Raw genomic sequence first — 23323 nt, 5'->3', positions numbered from 1 at the left:
ACCATTCAGAACCTGTTCATCCGATTTGGCGAAAAGCGCCGAAAGGCGAGATCTTGTAAGGGACAGGCTGAGATGAGTTTGCGTCTGATGATGCTCTGCGCAATTGCCCCGCTGCTGGCGCTGGTGCTTTTCTTCGCGGGACGAGAGGTGCACGTGCTCTCCCAGCACTCGCGCCATGCAACCCTTGTGTCGAGCGTCGCGGCCCAGTCGCAGCAGGTCTCGGATCTCGTCCATGAACTGCAGAAGGAACGCGGCTACTCCGCAGGCTTCACCGCCTCCCGGGGCGGCAATTTCGCCGATGCGCTGGCGACGCAGCGCGGCGACACCGACCGCGTGCTCGAAAGCTTCGCCGCCAATACGCCCGATATCCGCGACATCGCCCCGGACGAGATTGGCGCCGCCAAGGACGGGCTTGTCAGCCTTGCCGGGCAGCGCGGAGACATCGACGCCTTCGCGCTGACAGTGCCCGAGCTTGCGGGATATTACACCGGCATTATCGACCACCTGCTCGCGGCGGCGAGCCGGATCCGTCTTGGCGCCGGTGTCGACCGGACGGCGCAGCTCATGGAGGCGGCAGAGCTCCTGTCGCTGGCCAAGGAAAGCGCCGGTCTCGAGCGGGCGATGGGTGCCACCGGCCTCGGCGCGCCCGAGTTTCCCGAGGCGGTGCACCGGCGATTCACCGAGCTCGGCGCCCGCCAGCGCGCCTTCCTCGCCCGCGTCGGCGGGGTGCTGGGCGACCCGGAGTTCGTCACGGCGCTGCGCGCCCGCCCGGCGGCGCAGGCGGTCGAGCCGATGCGCGACGCCATCGCCGCGCTGTCCTACGGCAGCGAGGTCGGCGATCTGACCGCGCCGCAATGGTTCGCCGCCTCCACCGCCTGGATCGACGACCTGCGTGAGGCCGAGGCCGGCCTGATGGCCGAGCTCGAGGCTCAGACTGCCGCCGATGCCGCCAGCGCCCGGCGCAACCTCTGGGTCGAGGCGTTGATCGCCGGGGCGGTCGCGCTGACGTTTGCAGGCGTCGCCGTCCTGCAGGCCGAGGTGCTCACCCGGCGGTTACGCAACCTGACCGCGGTGATGAACGAGTTCATCGAGGGCCGGTTCGAGGCCTGGGTGCCCTACATCAAGAGCCGGGGCGAGATCGGCGGCATGGCCCACTCGATCTACCGCTTCAAGCAGCTGACCCGCGCCGCCATCGAAAAGCGCGAACGCGACGAAGCGCGGCTCAACGCCCGGCACCAGCAGGTGGTCGACCTGATGACCGAGGGGCTCAAGGCGCTGGCCAGCGCCGACCTGACGCTGTGCTTCGAGGACCCGCTTGCCGAAGAATACGATTCAATTCGCAGCGACTTCAACACCGCGACCGCGCGTCTGCGCGACGTGATGCTCACGCTGGCCAAGACGGTGGCCGAGCTGCAGGAGCGCTCCGGCGACATGCGCGCCTCGGCATCGGATCTCGCTGATCGGACCAACACCCAGGTCGAGATGATCGCCCGCACTGCCGAGACGGTGGCGGGCCTGACCGAAACTTTGAAGGAGACGAGCAGCTCGCTCAAGGACGCCAAGGGCCTCGCGGACGAGGCCAAGGGCCGCGCCGACCGCTCCGGCGACGTGGTGAGCAACGCGGTCGCCGCCATGGACCGCATCGCCGAATCCTCGGGGCGGATCGCCCAGATCACCACGGTGATCGAGGACATCTCCTTCCAGACCAACCTGCTGGCGCTCAACGCCGGGGTCGAGGCCGCGCGCGCCGGCGAGTCGGGCAAGGGCTTCGCAGTCGTCGCGATGGAGGTGCAGGGGCTCGCCAGCCGCTCGGCCGACGCGGCGCTCGAGATCAAGAAGCTGATTGACGAGAGCGCGCGCGAGGTGAAGGGCGGCGTGGATCTTGTGGGGGAGACCGGCGATGCGCTCGAGGCGATCCTGGACCAGATCCGCCGCGTCGACGAGGTGCTCTCGGGCGTCAGCGACGCCGCCGAGGGCCAGAGCCGTGAGTTGCAGGAAATCAACGGTGCCATGCGCCGCCTGAGCGACCTCACCACCCAGAACACCGAGGTGGCCGATGCCAGCCGCGTGAGCTCGACCGAACTCGCCGAACGCGCCCAGCACCTCGCGCGGCTGGTCGGTGAGTTCGATCTCGGCAAGCCGGCCACGCGCCACTCCACCCCCGAGGCCAGCCGCGCCGCCTGAGCTGCATTGCTGCGGCTGATCATGCACAGCTGGCATCTCTCGGCGTCTCGGAGACTGTTTTTGCTGAGCCGAACGTTATGGCCGGGGCTGCGCCATTTCGGCACCAGAGGCGGCGCGAGTGGGCGCCATCTGCGCGATGAGCGAAGACCGCCAACAGGTGCTGCCGCCTACGCTTGAGGCCCAGGCCGAGGGCGTGTCGAAATCCAGCAACTGGGATGCCGGGCGCGCGTTCGGGCGTTTTACGATGCCGGAGGGATCAGGCTGCCCGGGATATTGCGAATAGCCACAACCTGTTCGCAGGCGTGCGGTGGAGACGCGGACTTTGATCCTGCAGAGTTTCGCAGAGCTCGATATTCGTCCCGGCTTTTCTGACGTCCTGCTCTGAAGAAGCCTCATGGCAGCGATCATGACTGATCAACCAGCCCCTCCAGGACAAAGCGTGTCCGCTGCCACAATCCACCGAGCGCCTGAAGGGCTTTCGAGTCAGCCAGGTCTCCAGCCTTGATGACCGCCTCGATCTGGAGCAGCGCATGGCGGAGCGCCTCGGCACCGAAGGTTCCGCAAGAACCTGCGCAGCGATGCGCCACCGCGGCGATCTCCTGATCACGAACGTCGGCCTGAGCGAGCCACTCGAGATCACGCTCGGTCTCATCGAGAAATCGCTCCAGAAGGGCCCGAGCCGCTTCTTCCGGAAGCGCGTCGATCAGTTCGCGAGGTCGCTCGAGGTCGACCAACGCGACATTGCGGCCTGCCTCTTCTTCGTTACTTTGGTCGTGCGGGGCGCAGGGAAACTCACCCGCGAACAGTCCCGAGAGCGTCTCACGGATCTGCCTGCGGTCCACTGGCTTCGTCAGAAAGGCATTCATGCCTGCCGCTTCGAAACTCTTCCGTTCCTCGGCGAAAGCATGAGCCGTGAGCGCGATGATCGGTGTTTTCGCCGACGCACCGCCACCCGCGCGGATCTGGCGGGCAGCGGTGGTGCCGTCCATGACGGGCATCGATATGTCCATGAAGATCGCGTCGAAGCGCCGGCGCATAGCAGCATCGACACCCGCCTGCCCATCCAGCGCCAGCTCCACCCTGTGACCATCTTTCTCCAGAAACCGGAAAAGGATGAACCGGTTGATCTCGTTGTCCTCGACGATCAGCAGGTCGAGAGGTCGCTGGGGCAGTTCCGCGCTCTCCGGAACAGGCGCATCCTCGGTTGCGCCACGTGCAGTTTGAGGCAGAGGAAGCCGTACCCAGAACAGGCTTCCCTCACCCGGCTCGCTCTCGGCGCCAATGCTGCCGCCCATCAGTCGGGCAAACCGCTGTGCGATCCCCAGCCCGAGCCCGGTGCCTCCGGCCTCGCGCGCGTAGGAGGAATCGAGTGTTTCGAAGTCCCGGAAGATCCGCGCGAGATCTTCCTCGCGAATCCCGATTCCGCTGTCGATCACGCGCAGTTCCAGCGCGTTGCCTACGTCGTCGAGATATTCGGCCTCGATCTCCACGGTGCCGTCGCGGGTGAACTTGAGCGCATTGCCGACCAGGTTCAGCAGGACTTGCCGGAGCCGTCGCGCGTCGCCGTCCACCCAATCGCCCTCGGGGCCGACCCAGCGCCAGCTCAGCGCATTACGATAGCGGTCCGCGATGGGGCGCACGGTCTCGACGACACCGCCAACAAGCGCAGTCAGCGAAAACGGTGCGTGCTCGGCGGTCATCTTGCCAGCCTCAAACTTGGTGAGATCAAGCACGTCATTGACGAGCTCAAGCAGTAACCTGCCCGACGCTTCCATCCGGTCGATCATGGCGCACTGTCGCTCCGTCAGCTCCTCATCGCGCAGGAGTTGAAGGGTCCCGAGGAGACCGTTGAGTGGCGTGCGCATCTCGTGGCTCATGACGGCGAGGAACTCGGATTTCGAGCGTTCGCCCGCGAGCGCGCGGTCACGCGCCTCGGTCAGTTGTTCCTCGACCTCCTTCCACCGCGAGATGTCGCGAATGTAGGCGACATAGAGCGGATCGTCGGTGCCGGCGCGGTCGATCGAGAACTCCGCAGGGAACAACCTCCCGTCACGGTCGCGCAGCGATATTTCGAATCTTCGCTCCTCGGGGGTCGGACGGCGGCGCTCATCGGCAAATGCGAAAAGCGTGGCGGTGCGTTCGTTCGGCAATTCGGGCGGAGCGAAGAGCTGACGCGCGGGCTTTCCGAAGACATTGTCTCGACCATAGCCCAGCATATGCTCTGCGGCGGTGTTGAAGCCGCGGACAAGGCCGTCCTCATCCGTCACGACGATGGCGTCTGGCGATGTCTCGACAATTGTCCGCAGCCTTGCGCCGGCGATCTCGATTGCGTCCGCGCGTCGGCGCGCGACGCGGAAAAGCCGGAACATCGTGAGCGCCAGAAGGCTCAGCCCGAGAAACAGGGTGACCAGCGCGCCGGCCATGTATCCCAGCAGGCCGGACACGCGCTCGCGCCGGGAATCCGACAGCTCGGCAAAAGTCGAGAGTCCCGCCAGCGACAGCGCGCGCACGTCCGCGCCCGCCATGGCAGCGCCTTCGGCAAGCTCGGGCAGCTTGGCGTACAGCGCATCATCCGGCCCGTCGATCAGCGGGATGCTCTGGTCAAGGAATGCGCTTGCCCGCTCTTGCGGCGCGGCGAAGTCGGGTACGGTCTGGAGCAGCCGGAACAGCCGCCCGTTTTGCAGCGTGGTCATGCGGCTGTAGAGAATGTCGAAGCGCAGCCGGACCTCAGGCAGTGCATCGGGCCGCTCGCGCGCTTCAGCAACCGCGAGACGGAACTGCAGGACCTCCACGTCCGCCTGCGACAGGTTCCATTGCAGGTTGTCCGAATTGGCGGTCGAAAAGGCGTCAATCTCGCGCAGGACCATCCAGCCGAGCCAGACAACCAGCCCGCCGCAGAGCAGCAGAGACACGCTGGCAATCGCCGACTGCAGCAGCGCGGTCCCGGTATCGCGCGATTCGGGAGGTGCCAGAGGCTGCATGGATCAGTCGAGCACGGCGATGCGGTCGAGTTGCCGGATGCTGTGCGAATAGGCCCGAGCGCTGCGGTATTCGGTGGCGTCATCATAGGGATAGACGATCCAGAGAGGCCCGCGCTCGCGCAATGACATCACCACCCCATTGCGCCGGTAGGCGATAATGGGCACGGGTTCGCGCCATCCGGCGGCCGGGATTTCGACGCTGTATCCGTTGATCGCTGTCGCACGGAGCCGAGAACCCGAGGCCCCGACTGCCGTCATCAGATCGCGTAGCGCTACGCCGGTGAAGTGCTGGGCGCGGTCGGTCCAGGCCGTCCGGGTGGTGAAGCTCTGCGCCGGCATGGCCTCGAGCATGGCGAGGTCGAAGACGACGGCGTCGCCCGCATTGCGGTCCGCAATCTGCCCGGTGACGGTCAACAGTGGCGCAGCGAGAGCGGCCGGCAGGCTTTCGGCGGCAAGGGGTCCGGCAAGCAGGAGAATCGCGTGAAGAACTCGGGCGAGACGGTGCATCGGGCGGGCCACTCCTTTCCTGGTCGAATCGTGCCTCGGGTAGAACGCCGGTGTGAGGTGACTCTCGGAATACCGGATGACCGTTAACAAATCGGAGAGACGTGGCAGCTATCTTTCAGGAGCGCCCCATCCGATCGGGGTGCGCCCGCAAACCGGACGGGGGCCGCGCCTGTCCATGATTTCAACGGCCTTCGCGTGCTGCCTGCCAGACCGACCGCAGGCGATTCGCCGGACAACACCAAGGGGACGACATCTTGACGGCCAATCCGAACCCGCGCGCGGCGAGCAGCCGCCTGCCTGCGCTGCGCGTTCTGATCGCCGACGATCACGACCTGCTGCGCGACACGCTGAAGCTCTTCCTCGAGGGCGAGGGGGAGTTCGAGACCGTCACCGTCGCCAGCTATTCCGAGGCCGAGGCTCTTGTGCAGGGGGGCGAAGTTTTCGACCTCGTGCTGCTCGACTATTCGATGCCAGGAATGAACGAGCTTGAGGGGTTCGCCCGGATGAGCCGTCTGAACGGCGCCCGGCGGGTCGCGGTCATCTCGGGCACGGCCAGTCCCGAGGTCGCCGAAAAGGTGCTTGCCGCGGGGGCCGCGGGGTTCGTGCCCAAGACGCTGTCGGCGAAGTCATTGGTGAACGCGGTGCGCTTCATGTCGATGGGCGAACAATACGCGCCGCTCGAGTTCCTCCGCACGGCCGAGGAGAAAGGGCGCAACCCGTTGGCGGATCGCTTGTCGCGGCGCGAGATGGAGGTGCTGGAACGGCTGACGCAGGGCAAGTCCAACAAGGAGATCGCGCGCGATCTCGATATCCGCGAACCCACGGTGAAGCTGCACGTCAAGACGCTCTATCGCAAGATCGGCGCGGCCAACCGGACGCAGGCGGCGATCTTTGCCAAGGAGGCGGGGCTGTTTTGACCTGCGCCTACGGGATACGCGGCGAAACCATCGCGGTTCGGGAGGTCAGCAGTGTGACAGGCTGCTCAGACCCACTTCGCGAGGGGTGGGAGACTCATCAGCACCGCGTTGGCGTCGTGGCCGGTGGCGAGGCCGAACTTGGTGCCGCGGTCGTAGACGAGGTTGTACTCGGCGTAGAGCCCGCGATGGACGAGCTGAGCGTCCTTCTCGGCGGTGCCGAAGCGCAGGGTGCGTCGCGATTCGACCAGAGGAACCCAAGCGGGAAGGAAGGCGCGCCCGATGTCCTGGGTCAGCGCGAAATCCGCCTCCCAGTCGCCGGTGTTGCGGTCGTCCATGAAGATGCCGCCCACACCGCGCGCGCGCGCGCGGTGTGGGATGTAGAAATACTCGTCCGCCCAAGCCTTGAGCGCGGGGTAGAGCGCCGGGTCGTGCGGGTCGAGATGTGCCTGCTGCATGGCGTGGAAATGCGCGGTGTCCTCGTCGTATTCGAGGCAGGGGTTCAGGTCGGACCCGCCCCCGAACCACCAGGCGTTCGGCGTCCAGAACATGCGGGTGTTCATGTGGACCGCCGGCACATGCGGGTTTTGCATGTGTGCGACGAGGCTGATGCCACTGGCCCAGAACCGCGGGTCGGCCTCGATGCCGGGCACGCCGCGCGCCGCCATCGACTTCTGCGCCGCCTCGCCGAGCGTGCCGTAGACGGTCGAGACGTTGACGCCGACCTTCTCGAAGACCCGCCCGCCGCGCATAACGCTCATCAGCCCGCCGCCCGCGTCAGAGCCGTCATCGGCGGTGCGGGTCGTCGGCGTGACCTCGAAACTGCCCGGCGCCATGTCCGAGAACGGGCCCTCTGCATGGCTCGCTTCGAGCCCCTCGAAGACGGCGACGATCTCGTCGCGCAGGCTGCGGAACCAGGCCGATGCGCGGGATTTGCGCTCGGCGAAGGCGTCGGTGTCGGTCATTGCAGTCTCCTGAGGTCGCGCGGTGCTTGCCTGGGAAATGGCCCTGCGTCAGTGCGCCGGCGCGGCCACCGGGTCAAGCAGGGTGCGGCCGCCGTCCACGGTCAGCACCTGCCCGGTCATGAAGCCAGAGGCGTCGGAAGCGAGGAACTGCACCGTCTCGGTGAGCGCGTCCGGCCCCGCGATGCGGCCGAGCGGGGTGTGGGCCTCGATCTCCTTGCGGTAGTCGGGCTGGGCCTTGAGCATGTCCTTGAGGAAGGCCGACATCACCGAGCCGAAGCCCACGCCGTTCACGCGCACCCGATACGGCGCCATCTCGACCGCCATAGAGCGGGTCATCTGGTCGAGCGCGGCGCAGGAAATCGAATAGGCCATCAGCTGCGGCTGGGTGCAGCGCGATGCGATGGACGAAAGGTTGATGATCGAGCCCGCGGGCCGCTCGCTGTCGCCGTTGGTCTGCTTGATCATGCGCTTGGCGACGATCTGGCTCAGGCGCAGCGCGGTCATCAGGTTCTGCCCGAGAAGCGTCTCGGTCGAGGTGTCCTCGATGTCGAGCGGGTCGCTGGGCAGCATCTGGCGCGCACCGTTGACGAGAATGTCGACCCGGTCGAAGGCGTCGAGCGTGGCCGAGAGCAGGTTGGCGAGCGTCAGCCGCTCGCGGAGATCGCCGGCGAAGTAGCGCATGTTGTCGCCGTCCTCGTTGGCGCCGCATTCCTTGGCGAGGCGGTTTTCGTCCATGTCGGCGAACATCACGTTCGCGCCCTTGTTGGCGAAGTGGCGGGCGATGGAAAGACCGACGCCGTTCGCGGCGCCCGTGACGATGGCGGTCTTGCCTTCGATCGAATAGCTCATGCAGCGTTCCCTGCGATGTGTCCCCTGGCGAGGACGTTAGCGAAGATCAGCGTTTCGGGCGAGAGGCATGGAGAATCTTGAAGCGGCTGTCGCCGGCGATCTCCTCGCTCGCCCGGAAATGCGTCGCGAGGGCGGTCTCGTAGGGCAGGTGACGGTTGGCGACAAGCCATAGCTGCCCGGCCGGTTTCAGCATGCGGCGGGCGGCTGCGATGAAGGCCTGACCCAGCGCCGGATCTGCCTTGCGCCCAGTATGGAAAGGCGGATTCATCACCACGGTGTCGAGCAGCGCGGGCGGCTCCCAGCTCGTGGCGTCGGCCCAGTGAAAGCTGGCGCGCGGGTCCGTGACGTTGCGTTCCGCGCAGTCGAGCGCGGTGCGGTCGGCCTCGACGAGGTGGAGCGCGGCGAGCGAATCGCGGCTCAGCAGCCCGGTGGAGAGCCCTCCCCAGCCGGCGCCCAGATCGGCCACCTGCGCGCCAAGCTTCGCGGGAAGTGCGGCCAGCAGCGCCTGCGAGGCAGGGTCGGGGCCGTCGGCCGAGAACACGCCGGGCGCGGTCCAGTCGCCATGGGCGTTGAGGTCCGGCGCGCGGGCCCAGTCGGCGAAGACGTCGGTGGCGGTGAACCAGACGGTCTTGCCATGGGCCTTGGAGACCTGCCCCTGGAGCTCGGTGCGGGACTTCAGCGCCTTGACCAGCGCCTCGATGCCGTCGGTCTTCAGACCATCCACGACGATGAGGCCATCGGGCACGGCGGCGCAGGCCTCGGCGATGCGGGCCTCGGCAAGTTCGCGGGCGCGGGGCAGGAAGACCACTGCGGCGGTGACACTGCCCTCGGGCACCAGCGAGACATCGACGCCGCGTCGCTGCCAGAGGTCGAAGTCGGGGCGGAAACGTTGCACCACGGCGCAGCGCTCGAGCGGCAGCGCCTCGGTCACCAGATCGCCCGGCGCACCGAGCAGCAGGATGCGACCATCGGAGGGCAGGCTCAGGCCTGCCTCGGTTGCGAAACTCAGTCTGTCCGTTGTCATGGGTGGGGCCGCGGCGAGGGCGGCCTACTCCTTTTCCATGGTGCACTGCAGCGGGTGCTGGTGGCGGCGGGCGAAGTCCATCACCTGGCCAACCTTGGTCTCTGCAATCTCGTGGCTGAAGACGCCGACGACGGCGACGCCCTTCTTGTGCACCGTGAGCATGATTTCGAACGCCTGCGCGTGGCTCATGCCAAAGAAACGCTCCAGCACGTGCACGACGAACTCCATCGGAGTGTAATCGTCGTTCAGCAGGAGCACCTTGTAGAGCGGCGGGCGCTTGGTTTTCGGCTTGGTCTGGACGACCACGTCCGCGTCGCTGCCATCCCCGTCGTCGAAGGACGGCGTGTTGGCGAGGCGGATCGGCATTTCCGTGATGGTGATGGTCATCTCGGCTTCAAGGCGCTTTGCGGTTCAGGGTTCGAAGCGTCTATATAATTCGGAGCGGCGCGCGAGGGAAGGGTCGCTGGAAGGAGTCTCTCCCATATGAACCGGAAATTGCAAACAATAGCTTTCGATGCGGATGACACGCTCTGGCACAACGAGCGTTTCTTCCACCTGACCCAGCAACGATTCGCGGAGCTGCTCGCGGATCATGCAGACGCCGAACATTTGGGCTCGCGCCTTCTGGAGGCCGAGAAGCGCAACATCGGCCACTACGGTTTCGGCGTGAAGGGCTTCGTGCTGTCGATGATCGAGACCGCCATCGAGGTGACCGAGGGCAAGGTGCCGGGCTCGGTGATCTCGGAGCTGCTGGCGGCCGGGCAGGACATGCTGAACCACCCGATCGAGCTGCTGCCCCATGCCCGCGAGGCCGTCGAGGCGCTGGCCGAGGATCATTACCTCGTGCTGATCACCAAGGGCGACCTGCTCCACCAGGAACGCAAGCTGGCGCAGTCGGGGCTGGGGGACTGCTTCGATGCGGTCGAGATCGTCTCGGACAAGCGAAGCGAGACCTATGGCCGGATCTTCGGGCGGTCTCCCGGAGGGGCCGAGGCGTCGATGATGGTGGGCAATTCGCTCAAGTCCGACGTGAACCCGGCCATCGCGGCCGGGGGCTGGGGCGTCTACGTGCCGCATGACCTCGTCTGGGGGCTCGAGATGGATGACAAGCCCGACCATCCGCGCTTTGCGGAATTGCCGGATCTCGGGGGCCTGTGCGCCCTTGTTTCTCGTATAGGTTGATTAAAAACGAATCAATAGCACGCCAACAGTGCGGGTGGCACGTCTAGGGGGCGGTCGCCGCCCACGCCCTATATGTTGGTTTTCCTGCGGCAAATTCGGGCAAAATATCAAGGAATTGCCGGGTTTCTTTGAAGCAGATCCCGTGCTACGCTTCTCCGAAGCAGAACAAGTCCACCGGATAAAAAACAGCCGGGGACACGAGGCAGTAGAAGGCGGATACCGTGACGGGACGGCGTAGGCAGTGGCCGGGCCGAGCAGGCCTGCAATTTATTCTGGCAATCGTGATGCTTGCGGCAATGCCGCTAAGTGCCATGGCCGCGCCCTTTGCGGCGATGGTGATGGATGCCAGGTCTGGCGAGGTGCTCCATTCGGAGAATGCGGATACTCCGCTTCACCCCGCATCGCTCACCAAGATGATGACGCTCTACATCGCTTTCGAGGCGGTGGAGCATGGCGAAATCACCATGGACTCCGTGGTGACCGTGTCGCGCAACGCGGCCTCCGAGCCGCCCTCCAAGCTGGGGCTGCGCGAAGGTCAGAAGATCAAGCTGCGCTACCTCGTGCGGGCGGCGGCGGTGAAGTCGGCGAACGACGCGGCGACCGCCATCGGCGAGGCCATCGCGGGCTCGGAAGCGGCCTTTGCGCGGCGGATGAACCGCACGGCGAAGGCGCTCGGGATGACCCGCTCGACCTTCAAGAACGCCAACGGCCTGACCGAGTCGGGGCACATGTCCACCGCGCGTGACATGAGCATCCTCGGGCGCCACATGGTCTACGACTACCCGCAGTACTACAACCTGTTCTCGCGGATCTCGACGAGCGCCGGCGTGCGCGAGGTGGCCAACACCAACCGCCGCTTCCTCGGCTCCTACAAGGGTGCCGACGGCATCAAGACCGGCTACACCCGGGCCGCGGGCTTCAACCTTGTGGCCTCCGCCGAGCGCGGGCAGGAACGCGTGATCACCACCGTCTTCGGGGGCGCCTCCACCGCGGCGCGCAACGCCAAGGTGGCGCAGCTCATGGACCTCGGGTTCAAGCGCGCCAAGACGCGGGTGGCGCTGCGCAAGCCGGGCCTGCCGCCCTACCTCGGTAACCGCGGGCTGGGCGAGGTCATCGTCGCGCAGACCGCCGACCCGAGCCCGGACGGCGCCCGTGGCAAGACGATTCGCGTCGTCGCCGCAGCCGTGAACCGCAGCCTGCGTCCGCAGGCCCGGCCCGGCCCCACCGGTCCGAGCGGCAGCGATGTCGCGCCGCTGGTGGCAAGCGTCGAGGGGGACATCGAGACTGTGCTGGCCGCGGTGCAGACCGCCGAGCAGCAGGCCGCCTCGCCGGTCGCCGCCGCGCCCGTGACGCTGGCGGATGCCTCTCAGGTCGCACCGGATTCCTCGATCAAGCCAGTGCGGCGCCCGCAGGGCATCGTGGCCTTCGCCGCCTCCACGCCCGCAGCGGCGCCGGGTGCCGCCGTCGCGGCCACCGTCGAGACCGTTGCCGCCGTCGCTCCGGTTGAGGAGCAGGAAGTCGTGACCCGCGTCTCGACCTCGGGCGGGCGTCACTGGGGCATCAACGTCGGCCGCTACCCGAGCCGCTACGCCGCCGAGAAGGTGCTGCTTAAGACCGCGCTGATGGAGACCGCCACGCTGGACGGCTCGCTGCGCAAAGTGGTCAACCGTTCCAGCGGCTTCGACGCCAACTTCATGGGCCTCTCGCGCGAGACCGCAGACCTTGCCTGCCGCCGCCTTCAGGCCCGACAGGTCACCTGTTTCATGATCGGCCCGAGCTGATCCGATACCCACGACGTGACGGCGAACGCGCCGCACGAGACTACGAAGACAGAACTGCTGCCCCCGGCCTTCGGACCGGGGGCCTTTTCTTGTTCGCAGGGATTTGCTCGCCGGGATTCAGCCTTGTGCCGAATTTTGGCCGGGGCCCGGAAGGGAGGGGCTCAGCGCGCCATCCGCCAGTAGATGCCGCGCGGCCCCGCGACCTCGGTCAGCTTGCTGAGGCGGCGGCCGGGCGGGCGCTGGCCGGTCGAGAACAGCGCGCCCAGATCGTCGAGCAGCCCGCGGTCCTGCGCATAGGCGTTGCGGTTCAGCGAGAACAGGTCCGAGCCCACCGGCGTCACGTCGATCGAGTCGATGCCCTGCACCACCACCGGCCCGTCGGGGCCGACGTCGCCGAGCCTCCGGTAGGTGTCGCGCCCCTGCTGCGAGGCCAGCAGCGCCCGGTCCGAGGCGCAGGCGTAGAGAGTGATCCCCTTGGCGGCGGCGGTGAAATGGCCGGCCATGGTCTCGAAGCTGCCCGCGTCGAGGTCGGGTGCTGCAAGCACGAGCTGCCCGATGGCCTGCCCGCGCTGCCCGAGCCGGGTGCCCGCGCGGGTCAGCAGCGCCTCGAGCGCCGCGTTCCCCATGGAATGCGCGATGACGTGCACCTTCTCGACGCCCGGGGTCTCGAACACCAGCTCGAGGAAGCGGTCCATGAAGCCGCCGGCATTGCGGGCGCTCTCGAGATCGGAGGCGTAGTCCTGGGTCTCGCCGTCCGAGGGCCAGCTGTAGGCAAAGGCGGGCCCGTCGAAACCGAGGTCATGGGCCAGCTGCGCGGCGCGGAAGGTGGCGTCGGCGAAGGTGGTGTTGAAGCCGTGAATGAAGACGAAGGCGGTGTGGGCGAAGCGCTCGGCTCCCTCGGCCACGTGCGAGGCCATGGCCATGAAAGCGGGTTCGGACAGGATCTCGGTCTTGAGCACGGTGAAATGGTGCTCGGGGTCGCAGGCCTTGCGGCGCAGCGTGACGCTGAAGAAGCCGTACTCCGTGGGGCGCTCGATGCGGCCCTCGCGGTGGGCCTCGCGCGGGATGGTGATGTCGGTGTGGCCCAGTGTCAGGCGCCCGGCGCGACGGTTGCCGAAGTCGGCACCGTGCTCGTCCATGGCCTCGACGGCACGGTCGGTGCCGAAGAACACCCGCTGCACCCAGTAGCGGGTCGTGCGAACGTCCTTGGCGGGGGCGGGGGCGTCACCCTCGTCATCCCCGTCGAGCTCGGCCTCGGCAGCCCGGGAGCCGCGCCGGGAGGTGATCCGCGGCATCGGCGGCAGGCTGCTCTGCAGATCCGCGACCCAGACCTCGGGCGGGCCGCTCGGCCGGGCATCCTCGGGCGCCTCGTGGGTGCGCCCGTCGCCGCCACGCCGCGCCGGCGTGCGGTGACCCGAGCGCAGGTACAGCGTCAGTGCTGCAGCCGTCAGCACGAGGATCAGGATCCAGATGAAATCGCTCTCGGTCACGGGAACCCCATTCGGAGGATGTCTTGCCGCATTGCGGTGGCCGGCCCGCCAGACGCGCGGAGCCTACCTTTAACAATGTGCAACCTAGAGGGGAAGTTCCCGAAGCGCTATATGCCCGGGTTCACAAAATGACAAACCCCCGAAAGGCCAGGCCCCGGGGGTCGTCTTCTCATCGTGTCGGAAGGTCAGCTGCCTGACCTTTGCGCTGATCTCAGAGGAGACCTTCGCGCTGGGCCTTCTTGCGCGCCAGCTTGCGGGCACGGCGAACTGCCTCTGCCTTTTCGCGCGCTTTCTTTTCGGACGGCTTCTCGAAATGTTGCCGAAGCTTCATTTCACGGAACACGCCTTCACGCTGCAGCTTCTTCTTCAGAGCGCGGAGCGCCTGATCGACGTTGTTGTCGCGAACACTAACCTGCATGTGGTTTTCACCACCTTTCTAAGTTTGAGTTGCAAGGAATTGCAGGAAGCCGCCTCATAGCAAGGCTTGGCGAAATTGTCTAGGCTTCTAGTTATAGAGTCGAAGGAGAGGCCACATGACAGATGATACAGCCACCCGCCTGCTGGATGCGGCGTTGAACCATGTCGCCTTCGACGGCTGGTCGGAGACGACCTTCAGGGCCGCAGTGACCGACGCCGGCGTCGATCCGGTCGTGGCGCGCGGGCTCTTCCCCCGCGGAGCCGTCGATATGGCGATCGCTTTCCACCGGCGCGGAGACGACGCGATGGCCGCGAGGCTGGCGCAGGCGGACGACGAAGGACTGCGCTACCGCGACAAGGTCGCGCGCGCCATCCGCACCCGGATCGAGGTCGTGGACGACCGCGAGGCGGTGCGCCGCGGCACCACGCTCTTTGCCCTGCCGCTCTATGCGCCCGACGGTGCCAAGCTGATCTGGGGCACCGCGGACCGCATCTGGGGCGCGCTCGGCGACACCGCGCGCGACTTCAACTGGTACACCAAGCGCGCCACCCTGAGCGGCGTCTATTCCTCGACCGTGCTGTTCTGGCTCGGCGACGATTCGATCGACCATCAGGCGACGTGGGACTTCCTCGACCGCCGCATCGAGGACGTGATGCGGATCGAGAAGACCAAGGCGAAGGTGCGCGAGAATCCCCTGCTGAAACGGGTTTTCGCCGGGCCGGAGCGGGTGTTAAGCAATATTCGCGCGCCACGATCCGCGCGCGAGAGCGATTTGCCGGGCGGCTGGACCGCTCCCAGATAAGGACACCCCATGACTGACACCATGCGCGCCGTCGAGATTTCCGAACCCGGCGGCCCCGAAATGCTGCGCGCGACGACCCGGCCCGTGCCGGTGGCGAGGCACGGCGAAGTGGTGATCCGCGTGGCCTGGGCGGGGGTGAACCGCCCCGACGCGCTGCAGCGGGCCGGAAGCTATGCGCCGCCCAAGGGCGCGAGCGACCTGCCGGGGCTCGAAGCCTCGGGCGAGGTCGTGGCCGTGGGACCCGGCGTGCGCTGGCCCGCCGTCGGCGACGCGGTCTGCGCGTTGCTGCCCGGCGGCGGCTACGCGGAATACGTGGCGACGCCCGCCGCCCATTGCCTGCCGGTGCCCGCCGGCATGGACCTGCGCGAGGCGGCCTGCCTGCCCGAGACCTTCTATACCGTCTGGACCAACGTCTTCGAGCGCGGGGGCCTGCAGGCGGGCGAGCGATTCCTCGTGCACGGCGGCTCGTCCGGCATCGGCACGACGGCGATCCAGCTTGCCTCGGCCTTCGGCGCCCGGGTCTTCGCCGCGGCGGGCTCGCCCGAGAAGTGTAATGCCTGCCTCGCGCTCGGCGCCGAGCGGGCGATCAACTACCGCGACGAGGATTTCGTCTCGGTCTTGCGGGAAGAGGGCGGGGCGAACCTGATCCTCGACATGGTGGGCGGAGACTACCTGCCGCGCAACGTCAAGGCGCTGGCGGACGAGGGCCGGCTGGTGCAGATCGCCTTCCTGCAGGGGCCCAAGGTCGAGCTGAACTTCGCGCAGGTGATGACGCGGCGCCTGACCATCACCGGCTCGACCCTGCGGCCGCAGAGCGACCTGGCCAAGGCGCGCATCGCCGAGGCCCTGCGCAAGACGGTCTGGCCGCTGCTCGAGTCCGGACGCGTCGCGCCGGTGATGGATTCGGTCTACGCGCTCGACGAGGCCTCGAAGGCGCATGCCCACATGGAGCGCTCGGGCCACATCGGCAAGATCGTCCTCAAGGTCGCCTGAGGCGGTGGTCTGAGACCCTGATCTGAGGCTTGGGTCTGAAGACTTGGGCCGGAAGACGTGGGCCGGAAAACCTCGCCCGAGGCGTCGGGGGCGGCTACAGCCGCCCTCGTAAAGCCTCTGCAGGCCGTCAGTAGACCGCGCGGCGGTAGAAGTGCCACGTCGCGTGGCCAAGCACCGGCAGCACTACGATGAAGCCCAGCATCAGCGGGATCGCCGCCAGCACCAGCAGCGCGGCCACCGTGGCCCCCCATGCCAGCGTCACGACCGGGTTCTTCTTCAGCACCTGAATCGAGGTCGCCACCGCCACCGGTGCGCCGACATGGCGGTCGAGCACCAGCGGGAAGGACACGACCGAAGTGGCCAGCGCCCCCAGCGCGAACAGGAAGCCCACGCCGCAGCCCAGCACGATCATCGTCCAGCCGCCCGGCGTGCCGAACACCTGCGACAGGAAGGCCATGAGGCCCGTGGTCGTGTCGGCGCCCATGGTCAGGGCGTGGATCCCGGCCGCGACCAGCATCCAGGCCATGAACAGGGCCGCGAGATAAAGCCCCATGACCAGCACCGCCCCGAATCCGGGCGAGCGCATCACCGCGAAGGCCTGCCCCCAGCGGGGCGCCTCGCCCATCTCTCGCTGCCGGCTCATCTCGTAGAGCCCGACCGCGGCGACGGGGCCGAGGATCGCGAAGCCCGAGATCAGCGGGAAGAGCAGGGGCACCAGAGACAGTTGCAGGCCCAGCCCCATGAGCAGAAGCCCCATCACCGGGTAGACCAGCACGATGGCCATGACGTCGGTGCGGCAGGCCTGGAAATCCGCCCAGCCGGCGCGCAGGGAGTCGCCGATGTCGGACATGTCCATGTAGCGGACCCGGGGGGGCGTGAGGTCGTGACTGCCGATCTCGCGCGAGGCGGCGGCGAGGTGGCTGCCCGCCCCGCCCAGTTGCTGCGCTGTCCAAGACAGCGGATTTCCGATGGTCTGGGCCATGGGTCTCCTCCCTTTGGCGTGGCGTGGCGTGACGCGCCAAGTCGGGTCCGGCCCAATGCGCCGATGGCCAGACCGACCGGCGCCGCATTAGCGCAGTCTAGCACGGATCTTTCGAAAACGCATTCACGTCCCGTTGTATGTTTCGGTCCGGTCCCGGCCGCGCAACCTTGGCCCTTGTGCCGGCGGGGGTGACAGCGCAGGGTTCGCCCCGAAACCGCATCTTACGAACAGGAGAGGAGCGCAGCATGAGCGACATGGCGAAGACGGTGATCATCGAGGAACACGGCGGGCCCGAGACCCTCAAGCTGGTCGAGCGCGAGGTCGGCGAACCGGGGCCGGGCGAGGTCCGCATCCGCCACGCTGCCTGCGGGCTGAACTTCATCGACTGCTACCAGCGCTCGGGGCTCTACCCGATGACGCTGCCGCACGCGCTCGGCATGGAGGCCGCGGGCACCATCGAGGCGGTGGGCGAGGGCGTCGTCCACCTCGCGCCCGGCGACCGTGCGGCCTATTCCTCGGCGCCTCCGGGCGCCTATTGCGAGGCGCGGGTGATGCCCGCCGCGCAGGTCTGCAAGCTGCCTGACGCGATTTCCTTCGAGGAAGGCGCCGCGATGATGCTCAAGGGGCTCACGGTGCAGTACCTCTTCCACCGCACCACGCCGCTCAAGGCAGGGGACACGGTGCTGTTCCACGCTGCCGCCGGGGGCGTCGGGCTGATCGCCTGCCAATGGGCCAAGTCAGAGGGCATCCGGCTGATCGGCACCGCCGGCTCCGACGCGAAATGCGCGCTGGCGCTCGAGCACGGCGCCGACGCCTGCATCAACTACGCGACCGAGGACTGGGCCGCGAAGGTGCGTGAGCTGACCGACGGCAAGGGCGTCGACGTGGTGATGGACTCGGTGGGCAAGGACACCTTCATGGGCTCGCTCGACAGCCTGAAGCCGCTCGGCATGATGATCTCGTTCGGCAATGCCTCGGGGCCGGTCGACAACTTCAACCTCGGGATCCTCGGCCAGAAGGGCTCGCTCAAGCTGACGCGGCCGACGCTTTTCACCCATATCGCCGACCATTCCGCCTGCCAGGAGATGGCCGGGATGCTGTTCGGCAAGGTGGTCGCGGGCGACGTGAAGATCCGCATCGACCAGCGCTTTCCGCTCGAGGACGTCGCCGAGGCGCACCGCACGCTCGAGGCGCGGCGCACCACCGGCCAGACCATCCTGACGCTCGGCTGAGCGCGGCGCGGCGGGGCGATGATGCAAAGGTGATCGCCCCGCCGCAGCTCTGCCGTTGATCCGGCGAGCCATGTGAACATATCATGAACACATGGCAAGACTCACTCTCGATCAGAAACTTGCGATCCTCTCGGACGCGGCAAAATACGACGCCTCCTGCGCCTCGAGCGGGGGGCAGCGGCGCGACTCGCGCGATGGCAAAGGGCTCGGCTCGACCACCGGCTCGGGCATCTGCCACGCCTACGCGCCGGATGGGCGCTGCATCAGCCTGCTCAAGATCCTGATGACCAACTTCTGCATCTACGACTGCGCCTATTGCGTGAACCGGGTGAGCTCGAACGTCGAGCGGGCGCGGTTCTCGCCGGAGGAAGTCGTGACGCTGACGCTGGAGTTCTACCGGCGCAACTACATCGAGGGGCTGTTCCTGTCCTCGGGGATCATCCGCTCGCCGGACGAGACCATGGGCGACATGGTCCGCATCGCCCGGATGCTGCGGACCGAGCACCGCTTCCGCGGCTACATCCACCTCAAGACCATCCCCGACGCCACGCCCGAGCTGATCGAGCAGGCGGGGCTTTACGCCGACCGCCTCTCGGTAAACGTCGAGCTGCCCACCGACCGCGCCGTGCAATCCTATGCCCCCGAGAAGAGCCCGGACCAGATCCGCCGCGCCATGGCCGACGTCCGCCTGAAGCGCGAGGCCCGGAAGGAGCGCAGCTTCACCGGCAAGCGGCCGGCGCGCTTTGCCCCCGCGGGCCAGTCGACGCAGATGATCGTCGGGGCCGACGGTGCCGATGACGCGACGATCCTGCGGACCTCGACCCGACTCTATTCGAGCTATCGGCTGAAGCGGGTCTATTATTCGGCCTTCTCGCCGATCCCCGACAGCTCTGCCGCGCTGCCGCTGATCAAGCCGCCGCTGATGCGCGAGCACAGGCTCTATCAGGCGGACTGGCTGCTGCGCTTCTACGGTTTCGGGGTCGAGGAGATCGCCGCCTCCACTGCCGGCGGGCTGCTGGATCTTGAGGTTGACCCGAAGCTCGCCTGGGCGCTGGCCAACCGGCACCTGTTCCCGGTTGACGTGAACCGCGCCGAGCGCGAGACGCTCTTGCGGGTTCCGGGCCTGGGGACCAAGACCGTGGGCCGGATCCTCGCCACGCGGGGTCACCGCACCCTGCGCTACGAGGACCTGCGGCGGATGGGGGCGAACCTCAAGCAGGCCAAGACCTTCATCACCCTGCTCGACTGGCGCCCGCGGGCGCTGGGCGACGCCGCAGACCTGCGCGCCCGCTTCGCGCCGCCGCCCGAGCAGCTGCAGCTGATCTGATGCGCTGCGTGGTGCTTCCCGAGATCGGCACCTTCGAGGGCTGGCGCGACGAGGCGCGGGCGCTGCTGGCCGAGGGTGTACCACCCGAAGAGGTGCTCTGGCAGCGCGGGGCGGGCGAGGCCGACCTCTTCGCGGGCGCCCCCGCGGCGGCGCCCACGCCCGGAGGCGGCGCGGTGACGGTGCCCCGCGGTTTCGTGGATCTCGCCCGGCTGGCGGTCTGCCACGCCGACCCCGAGCGCTTCGCACGGCTCTACGCGCTGCTCTGGGCGCTGGGCCGCGACCGGCGCTTGCTCGAGGATCGCGCCGACCCGCTGGTCGACCGGCTGGAGCGCATGGCCAAGGAGGTGCGCCGCGACCGCCACAAGATGACCGCCTTCGTGCGCTTCCGCGAGCTGGGCGATGCGGAGGCCGGGCGCCGGCGCTTCGCCGCGTGGTTCGAGCCGTCGCACCACATCCTCGAGCTGACCGCGCCCTTCTTCGTGCGGCGCTTCGGCGACATGGACTGGTCGATCCTCACCCCCGACCTCTCGGCGCATTTCGAGGCGGGCACGCTGCGCTTCGGCGCCGCGGCGGCGCGACCCGACCTGCCCGAGGACGCGGCCGAGGATCTCTGGCGCACCTATTTTCGCAACATCTTCAATCCCGCGCGGGTGAAGCTGAAGGCGATGCAGGCGGAGATGCCGAAGAAATACTGGCGCAACATGCCCGAGACCGCGCTCATCCCCGAGATGGTCGCCTCGGCTCAGGCACGGGCCCGCGAGATGGCCGCCGCCGCGCCCATGGTGGCGCCCCTGCGCGCCGAGCGCATCGGCGAACGGCTGCGCGCCGCCCGGGTGCCCGAGCCGGGCGACGATCTCGCCGCGGGGCTCGCCGCTTGCCGCCGCTGCCCGCTCTGGGAAAACGCCACCCAGCCGGTGCCGGGGGAGGGGCCTCTGAATGCGCCGCTGATGATCGTGGGCGAGCAGCCGGGCGATCTCGAGGATCTCGAGGGCCGGCCCTTCGTGGGCCCGGCGGGCCAGCTCTTCGATGAGGTCGCGGCGCGGGCCGGGCTCGACCGGGCGCGCGCCTACGTCACCAACGCGGTGAAGCACTTCAAGTTCGCCGCCCGCGGCAAGCGCCGCATTCACCAGTCGCCGACACAGGGAGAAATCCAGCATTGCCGCTGGTGGCTGGACCTGGAGCGCGCGCAGGTGAAGCCGCGGCTGATCCTCGCCATGGGGGCCACCGCTCTGGACAGCCTGACCGGCGACCGCCGCGGCCTGCTGACCCGGCGCGGCGGCGTCGAGCAGACGGCGGAGGGCACGCCTGTGCTGGTCACCGTGCACCCGTCCTACCTGCTGCGGCTGCCCGCGATCGAGCGCGCGGCCGCGGAAGCGGCCTTCGAGGCCGACCTGCGTCGTGCGGCCGAGATTCTGGGGAAATAGGGGGCTCTGCCCCCTCGGCGCGTGCCGCGCCTCACCCCCGGAGTTTACCTTGCAAGATGAAGATGGGGCATTTCGCGGGACCCCGTCTTTCATCTTGCCGGATAAACTCCCGCCGGAGGCAGGCCGTCCGGTGCCGCCGGAACGGCGCCGGGGGCAGGGCGTGAGTCGTCAGCCGCGCCAGGCGAAGAAGTCTGCGCCGGCCCTTGCCAGAAGCTGCTGCGCGAGCAGGCGCCCGAGCTCGGGGCCGTTGTCGGCGGGGCCGGCGATCTCGCCCGCGTGCGAGGCGCTGCCGTCCGGCGCGAGCAGCTCGCCGCGCAGGCGTAGCGCGGTGCCGTCGAGTTCAGCGAGCCCGGCGATCGGTGTCTCGCAGGAACCGTCGAGTTCGGCGAGGAAGGCGCGTTCGGCGCCAAGACGGAGCGCGGTGTCGTGGTCGTGGATCGCGGCCAGCATCTCGGCGGCGCGGCTGTCGTCGCTGCGGCGCTCGATGCCGATGGCGCCCTGCGCCACCGCGGGCAGCATCTCGTTCGGCGACATGGCGGTCATCGGTACGTCGGTCATGCCCATCCGGTTCAGGCCTGCCATCGCCAGGAAGGTCGCCGCGGCCACACCGTCCTCGAGCTTCTTCAGCCGGGTCTGCAGGTTGCCGCGGAACTCCACCACCCTGAGGTCCGGGCGCCGGTTCAGCAACTGCGCCCGGCGGCGCAGCGACGAGGTGCCGACCACGGTGCCCGCGGGCAGGTCGGCAAGGCCGCCGTGGCCGGGCGAGATGAAGGCGTCGCGCACGTCCTCGCGCGGCAGGTAGCAGTCGAGCATCAGCCCCTCGGGCTGCAGCGTCGGCATGTCCTTCATCGAGTGCACCGCGATGTCGATGCCGCCCGCCATAAGCTGCTCTTCGATCTCCTTGGTGAAGAGCCCCTTGTTGCCGATCTCCTTCAGCGGACGGTCGGCGGCGATCATCGAGCGGTCGTCGCCGGTGGTCCGGATGACGACGATCTCGAAGGCCTCTGGCGACAGCGCGAAGGTGTCGCAGAGGCGGTCGCGGGTCTCGTGGGCCTGGGCCAGCGCCAGCGGCGAGCCGCGGGTGCCGATCCGGAGCGGCTGGTCGGGGGAAGGAAGCGCGCGTGTCATGGCCAGAGCTTTATGTCGCGGGATTGCGTGTGGCAATGGGGCGTGAATTGACATATTGCCGCCTGCGACACCGAACTTGGGAGGCCGCGATATGACAAAGACCATCCTTCGGGCACTGGCCGGGGAAACGCTGCCCACACCGCCGATCTGGATGATGCGGCAGGCCGGGCGCTACCTGCCGGAATACAAGGCCACCCGGGCGCAGGCAGGCGACTTCCTGTCGCTGTGCTACAACCCCGAACTGGCAGCCGAGGTCACCCTGCAGCCGATCCGCCGCTACGGCTTCGACGCGGCGATCCTGTTCGCCGACATCCTGCTGCTGCCGCAGGCGCTGGGCGCGGACCTGTGGTTCGTCACCGGAGAGGGGCCGCGGCTGTCGACGATCACCACCGAGGCCGGTTTCGACAAGCTTGGCCGCGGCGAGATGATCCACGACACGCTGAACCCGATCTACGAGACGGTGAAGATCCTGCGCCGCGAGCTGCCTTCCGAGACCACGCTGATCGGCTTCGCCGGGGCGCCCTGGACCGTGGCGACCTACATGATTGCCGGGCGCGGCACCCCGGACCAGGGGCCGGCGCATGCGCTCAAGGCCGAGAACCGGGCGCTCTTCGAGAAGATCATCGAGCGGCTGACCGAGTCGACGATCGACTACCTCTCGGCGCAGGTCGAGGCCGGGGCCGAGGTGGTCAAGCTCTTCGACAGCTGGGCCGGGTCGCTCGACGGCGAGGATTTCCAACGCTACGCGCTCGAGCCCGCGCGGATCATCACATGGGAGCTCAAGGCGCGGCATCCGGGCCTTCCCGTCATCGTCTTCCCGCGGCAGGCGGGCGAGGGCTATGTCGGGTTCCACGAGGCCACCGGCGCCGATTGCGTGGCGGTCGATGACAGCGTGACGCCCGAGTGGGCGGCCGAACACGTGCAGGTCTCGGGCTGCGTGCAGGGCAACCTCGCCTCGTCGCACATGGTGACCGGGGGCGACGCGCTCGTGGCCGAGACGCGGCGCGTGGTGAGGGCCTTCTCGAAGGGGCCGCACATCTTCAACCTCGGCCATGGCATCACGCCGGACGCGGACCCCGAGAACGTGCAGCTGATGATCGACACCGTGCGCGAAGGTGCGACGCAGGACGCCTGAGGGCC

At 67.9% G+C, this 23323-nt stretch carries 20 protein-coding genes; 10 read left to right on the top strand and 10 right to left on the bottom strand.

Annotation, left to right across the window (positions count from 1 at the left end):
* The first annotated feature begins 72 nt into the window (after window positions 1–72).
* Window positions 73–2184 (top strand): methyl-accepting chemotaxis protein, encoded by a 2112-nt coding sequence (locus BLQ77_RS19185; protein WP_089962136.1) that lies wholly within the window; start codon window positions 73–75, stop codon window positions 2182–2184.
* A gap of 404 nt (window positions 2185–2588) precedes the next feature.
* On the opposite strand, the gene BLQ77_RS19180 is transcribed toward BLQ77_RS19185, so the two are convergent.
* Both BLQ77_RS19180 and BLQ77_RS19175 read right to left on the bottom strand, forming a co-directional pair.
* Window positions 2589–5165 (bottom strand): hybrid sensor histidine kinase/response regulator, encoded by a 2577-nt coding sequence (locus BLQ77_RS19180; RefSeq protein WP_089962131.1) that lies wholly within the window; start codon window positions 5163–5165, stop codon window positions 2589–2591.
* 3 nt (window positions 5166–5168) lie between these two features.
* On the bottom strand, window positions 5169–5672 hold the full coding sequence (locus BLQ77_RS19175; RefSeq protein ID WP_089962128.1) for a putative pterin-binding protein: 504 nt from the start codon (window positions 5670–5672) through the stop codon (window positions 5169–5171).
* 302 nt (window positions 5673–5974) lie between these two features.
* On the opposite strand from BLQ77_RS19175, the gene BLQ77_RS19170 reads away from it, so the two are divergent.
* Window positions 5975–6589, top strand: coding sequence for a LuxR C-terminal-related transcriptional regulator (locus BLQ77_RS19170; RefSeq protein ID WP_165617157.1), 615 nt, complete (start codon window positions 5975–5977; stop codon window positions 6587–6589).
* A gap of 65 nt (window positions 6590–6654) precedes the next feature.
* Here the strand turns inward: BLQ77_RS19170 and hemF are convergent, their stop codons facing one another.
* From hemF to clpS, 4 genes are read right to left on the bottom strand one after another with little or no spacing between them, the layout of a single operon-like run.
* Window positions 6655–7551, bottom strand: coding sequence for an oxygen-dependent coproporphyrinogen oxidase (hemF, locus tag BLQ77_RS19165; RefSeq protein ID WP_089962122.1), 897 nt, complete (start codon window positions 7549–7551; stop codon window positions 6655–6657).
* A 48-nt stretch (window positions 7552–7599) separates the two neighbouring features.
* Window positions 7600–8400 (bottom strand): SDR family NAD(P)-dependent oxidoreductase, encoded by an 801-nt coding sequence (locus tag BLQ77_RS19160; RefSeq protein ID WP_008884102.1) that lies wholly within the window; start codon window positions 8398–8400, stop codon window positions 7600–7602.
* A 46-nt stretch (window positions 8401–8446) separates the two neighbouring features.
* Window positions 8447–9424 (bottom strand): class I SAM-dependent methyltransferase, encoded by a 978-nt coding sequence (locus tag BLQ77_RS19155; protein ID WP_089962120.1) that lies wholly within the window; start codon window positions 9422–9424, stop codon window positions 8447–8449.
* Window positions 9425–9448: 24 nt separating this feature from the next.
* Complete coding sequence (clpS, locus tag BLQ77_RS19150; protein ID WP_008884698.1) at window positions 9449–9811, bottom strand: ATP-dependent Clp protease adapter ClpS; 363 nt, start codon at window positions 9809–9811, stop codon at window positions 9449–9451.
* Window positions 9812–9907: 96 nt separating this feature from the next.
* Between clpS and BLQ77_RS19145 the strand changes: the two genes are divergently transcribed.
* The gene (locus BLQ77_RS19145) at window positions 9908–10606 is read left to right on the top strand and encodes an HAD family hydrolase (RefSeq protein WP_089962117.1); all 699 of its coding nucleotides are present in this window, start codon (window positions 9908–9910) and stop codon (window positions 10604–10606) included.
* A gap of 284 nt (window positions 10607–10890) precedes the next feature.
* Window positions 10891–12387, top strand: coding sequence for a D-alanyl-D-alanine carboxypeptidase family protein (locus BLQ77_RS19140; RefSeq protein ID WP_089962113.1), 1497 nt, complete (start codon window positions 10891–10893; stop codon window positions 12385–12387).
* A 161-nt stretch (window positions 12388–12548) separates the two neighbouring features.
* Here the strand turns inward: BLQ77_RS19140 and BLQ77_RS19135 are convergent, their stop codons facing one another.
* Together BLQ77_RS19135 and rpsU are read right to left on the bottom strand one after the other, a co-directional pair.
* Window positions 12549–13877, bottom strand: a complete 1329-nt coding sequence (locus tag BLQ77_RS19135) for an alpha/beta hydrolase (protein WP_089962109.1) — start codon at window positions 13875–13877, stop codon at window positions 12549–12551.
* A 211-nt stretch (window positions 13878–14088) separates the two neighbouring features.
* Entirely contained in the window at window positions 14089–14295 is a 207-nt protein-coding gene (gene rpsU / locus BLQ77_RS19130; RefSeq protein ID WP_008885097.1) for a 30S ribosomal protein S21, read from the bottom strand.
* Window positions 14296–14410: 115 nt separating this feature from the next.
* Between rpsU and BLQ77_RS19125 the strand changes: the two genes are divergently transcribed.
* Both BLQ77_RS19125 and BLQ77_RS19120 read left to right on the top strand, forming a co-directional pair.
* Complete coding sequence (locus BLQ77_RS19125) at window positions 14411–15097, top strand: COQ9 family protein (RefSeq protein WP_008885370.1); 687 nt, start codon at window positions 14411–14413, stop codon at window positions 15095–15097.
* Window positions 15098–15106: 9 nt separating this feature from the next.
* A complete protein-coding gene (locus BLQ77_RS19120; protein ID WP_089962105.1) occupies window positions 15107–16090 on the top strand; it encodes an NAD(P)H-quinone oxidoreductase in 984 nt (327 codons plus the stop codon).
* 127 nt (window positions 16091–16217) lie between these two features.
* Here BLQ77_RS19120 and BLQ77_RS19115 read toward each other — a convergent pair whose 3' ends face one another.
* Complete coding sequence (locus BLQ77_RS19115; protein WP_089962101.1) at window positions 16218–17072, bottom strand: DUF2189 domain-containing protein; 855 nt, start codon at window positions 17070–17072, stop codon at window positions 16218–16220.
* Between the two features lie 245 nt (window positions 17073–17317).
* On the opposite strand from BLQ77_RS19115, the gene BLQ77_RS19110 reads away from it, so the two are divergent.
* The 3 genes from BLQ77_RS19110 (at window position 17318) to BLQ77_RS19100 (ending at window position 21055) form a co-directional block, all read left to right on the top strand.
* Entirely contained in the window at window positions 17318–18304 is a 987-nt protein-coding gene (locus BLQ77_RS19110) for a quinone oxidoreductase family protein (protein WP_008885581.1), read from the top strand.
* Between the two features lie 91 nt (window positions 18305–18395).
* Complete coding sequence (locus BLQ77_RS19105) at window positions 18396–19631, top strand: putative DNA modification/repair radical SAM protein (protein ID WP_089962098.1); 1236 nt, start codon at window positions 18396–18398, stop codon at window positions 19629–19631.
* Window positions 19631–21055, top strand: coding sequence for a UdgX family uracil-DNA binding protein (locus BLQ77_RS19100; RefSeq protein WP_089962096.1), 1425 nt, complete (start codon window positions 19631–19633; stop codon window positions 21053–21055). The genes BLQ77_RS19105 and BLQ77_RS19100 overlap by 1 nt, the downstream gene beginning before the upstream one ends.
* Before the next feature lie 168 nt (window positions 21056–21223).
* Here the strand turns inward: BLQ77_RS19100 and hemC are convergent, their stop codons facing one another.
* Window positions 21224–22183 carry a hydroxymethylbilane synthase gene (gene hemC / locus BLQ77_RS19095; protein ID WP_089962093.1) on the bottom strand — a complete coding sequence of 320 codons (960 nt, stop codon included), beginning with the start codon at window positions 22181–22183 and terminating at the stop codon, window positions 21224–21226.
* Between the two features lie 91 nt (window positions 22184–22274).
* On the opposite strand from hemC, the gene hemE reads away from it, so the two are divergent.
* Entirely contained in the window at window positions 22275–23318 is a 1044-nt protein-coding gene (hemE, locus tag BLQ77_RS19090) for a uroporphyrinogen decarboxylase (RefSeq protein WP_089962091.1), read from the top strand.
* Window positions 23319–23323 lie beyond the last annotated feature (5 nt).

The sequence above is a fragment of the Salipiger thiooxidans genome, assembly GCF_900102075.1.
Lineage (GTDB): Bacteria > Pseudomonadota > Alphaproteobacteria > Rhodobacterales > Rhodobacteraceae > Salipiger > Salipiger thiooxidans.
This window is presented reverse-complemented; position numbering and strand designations above follow the sequence as displayed.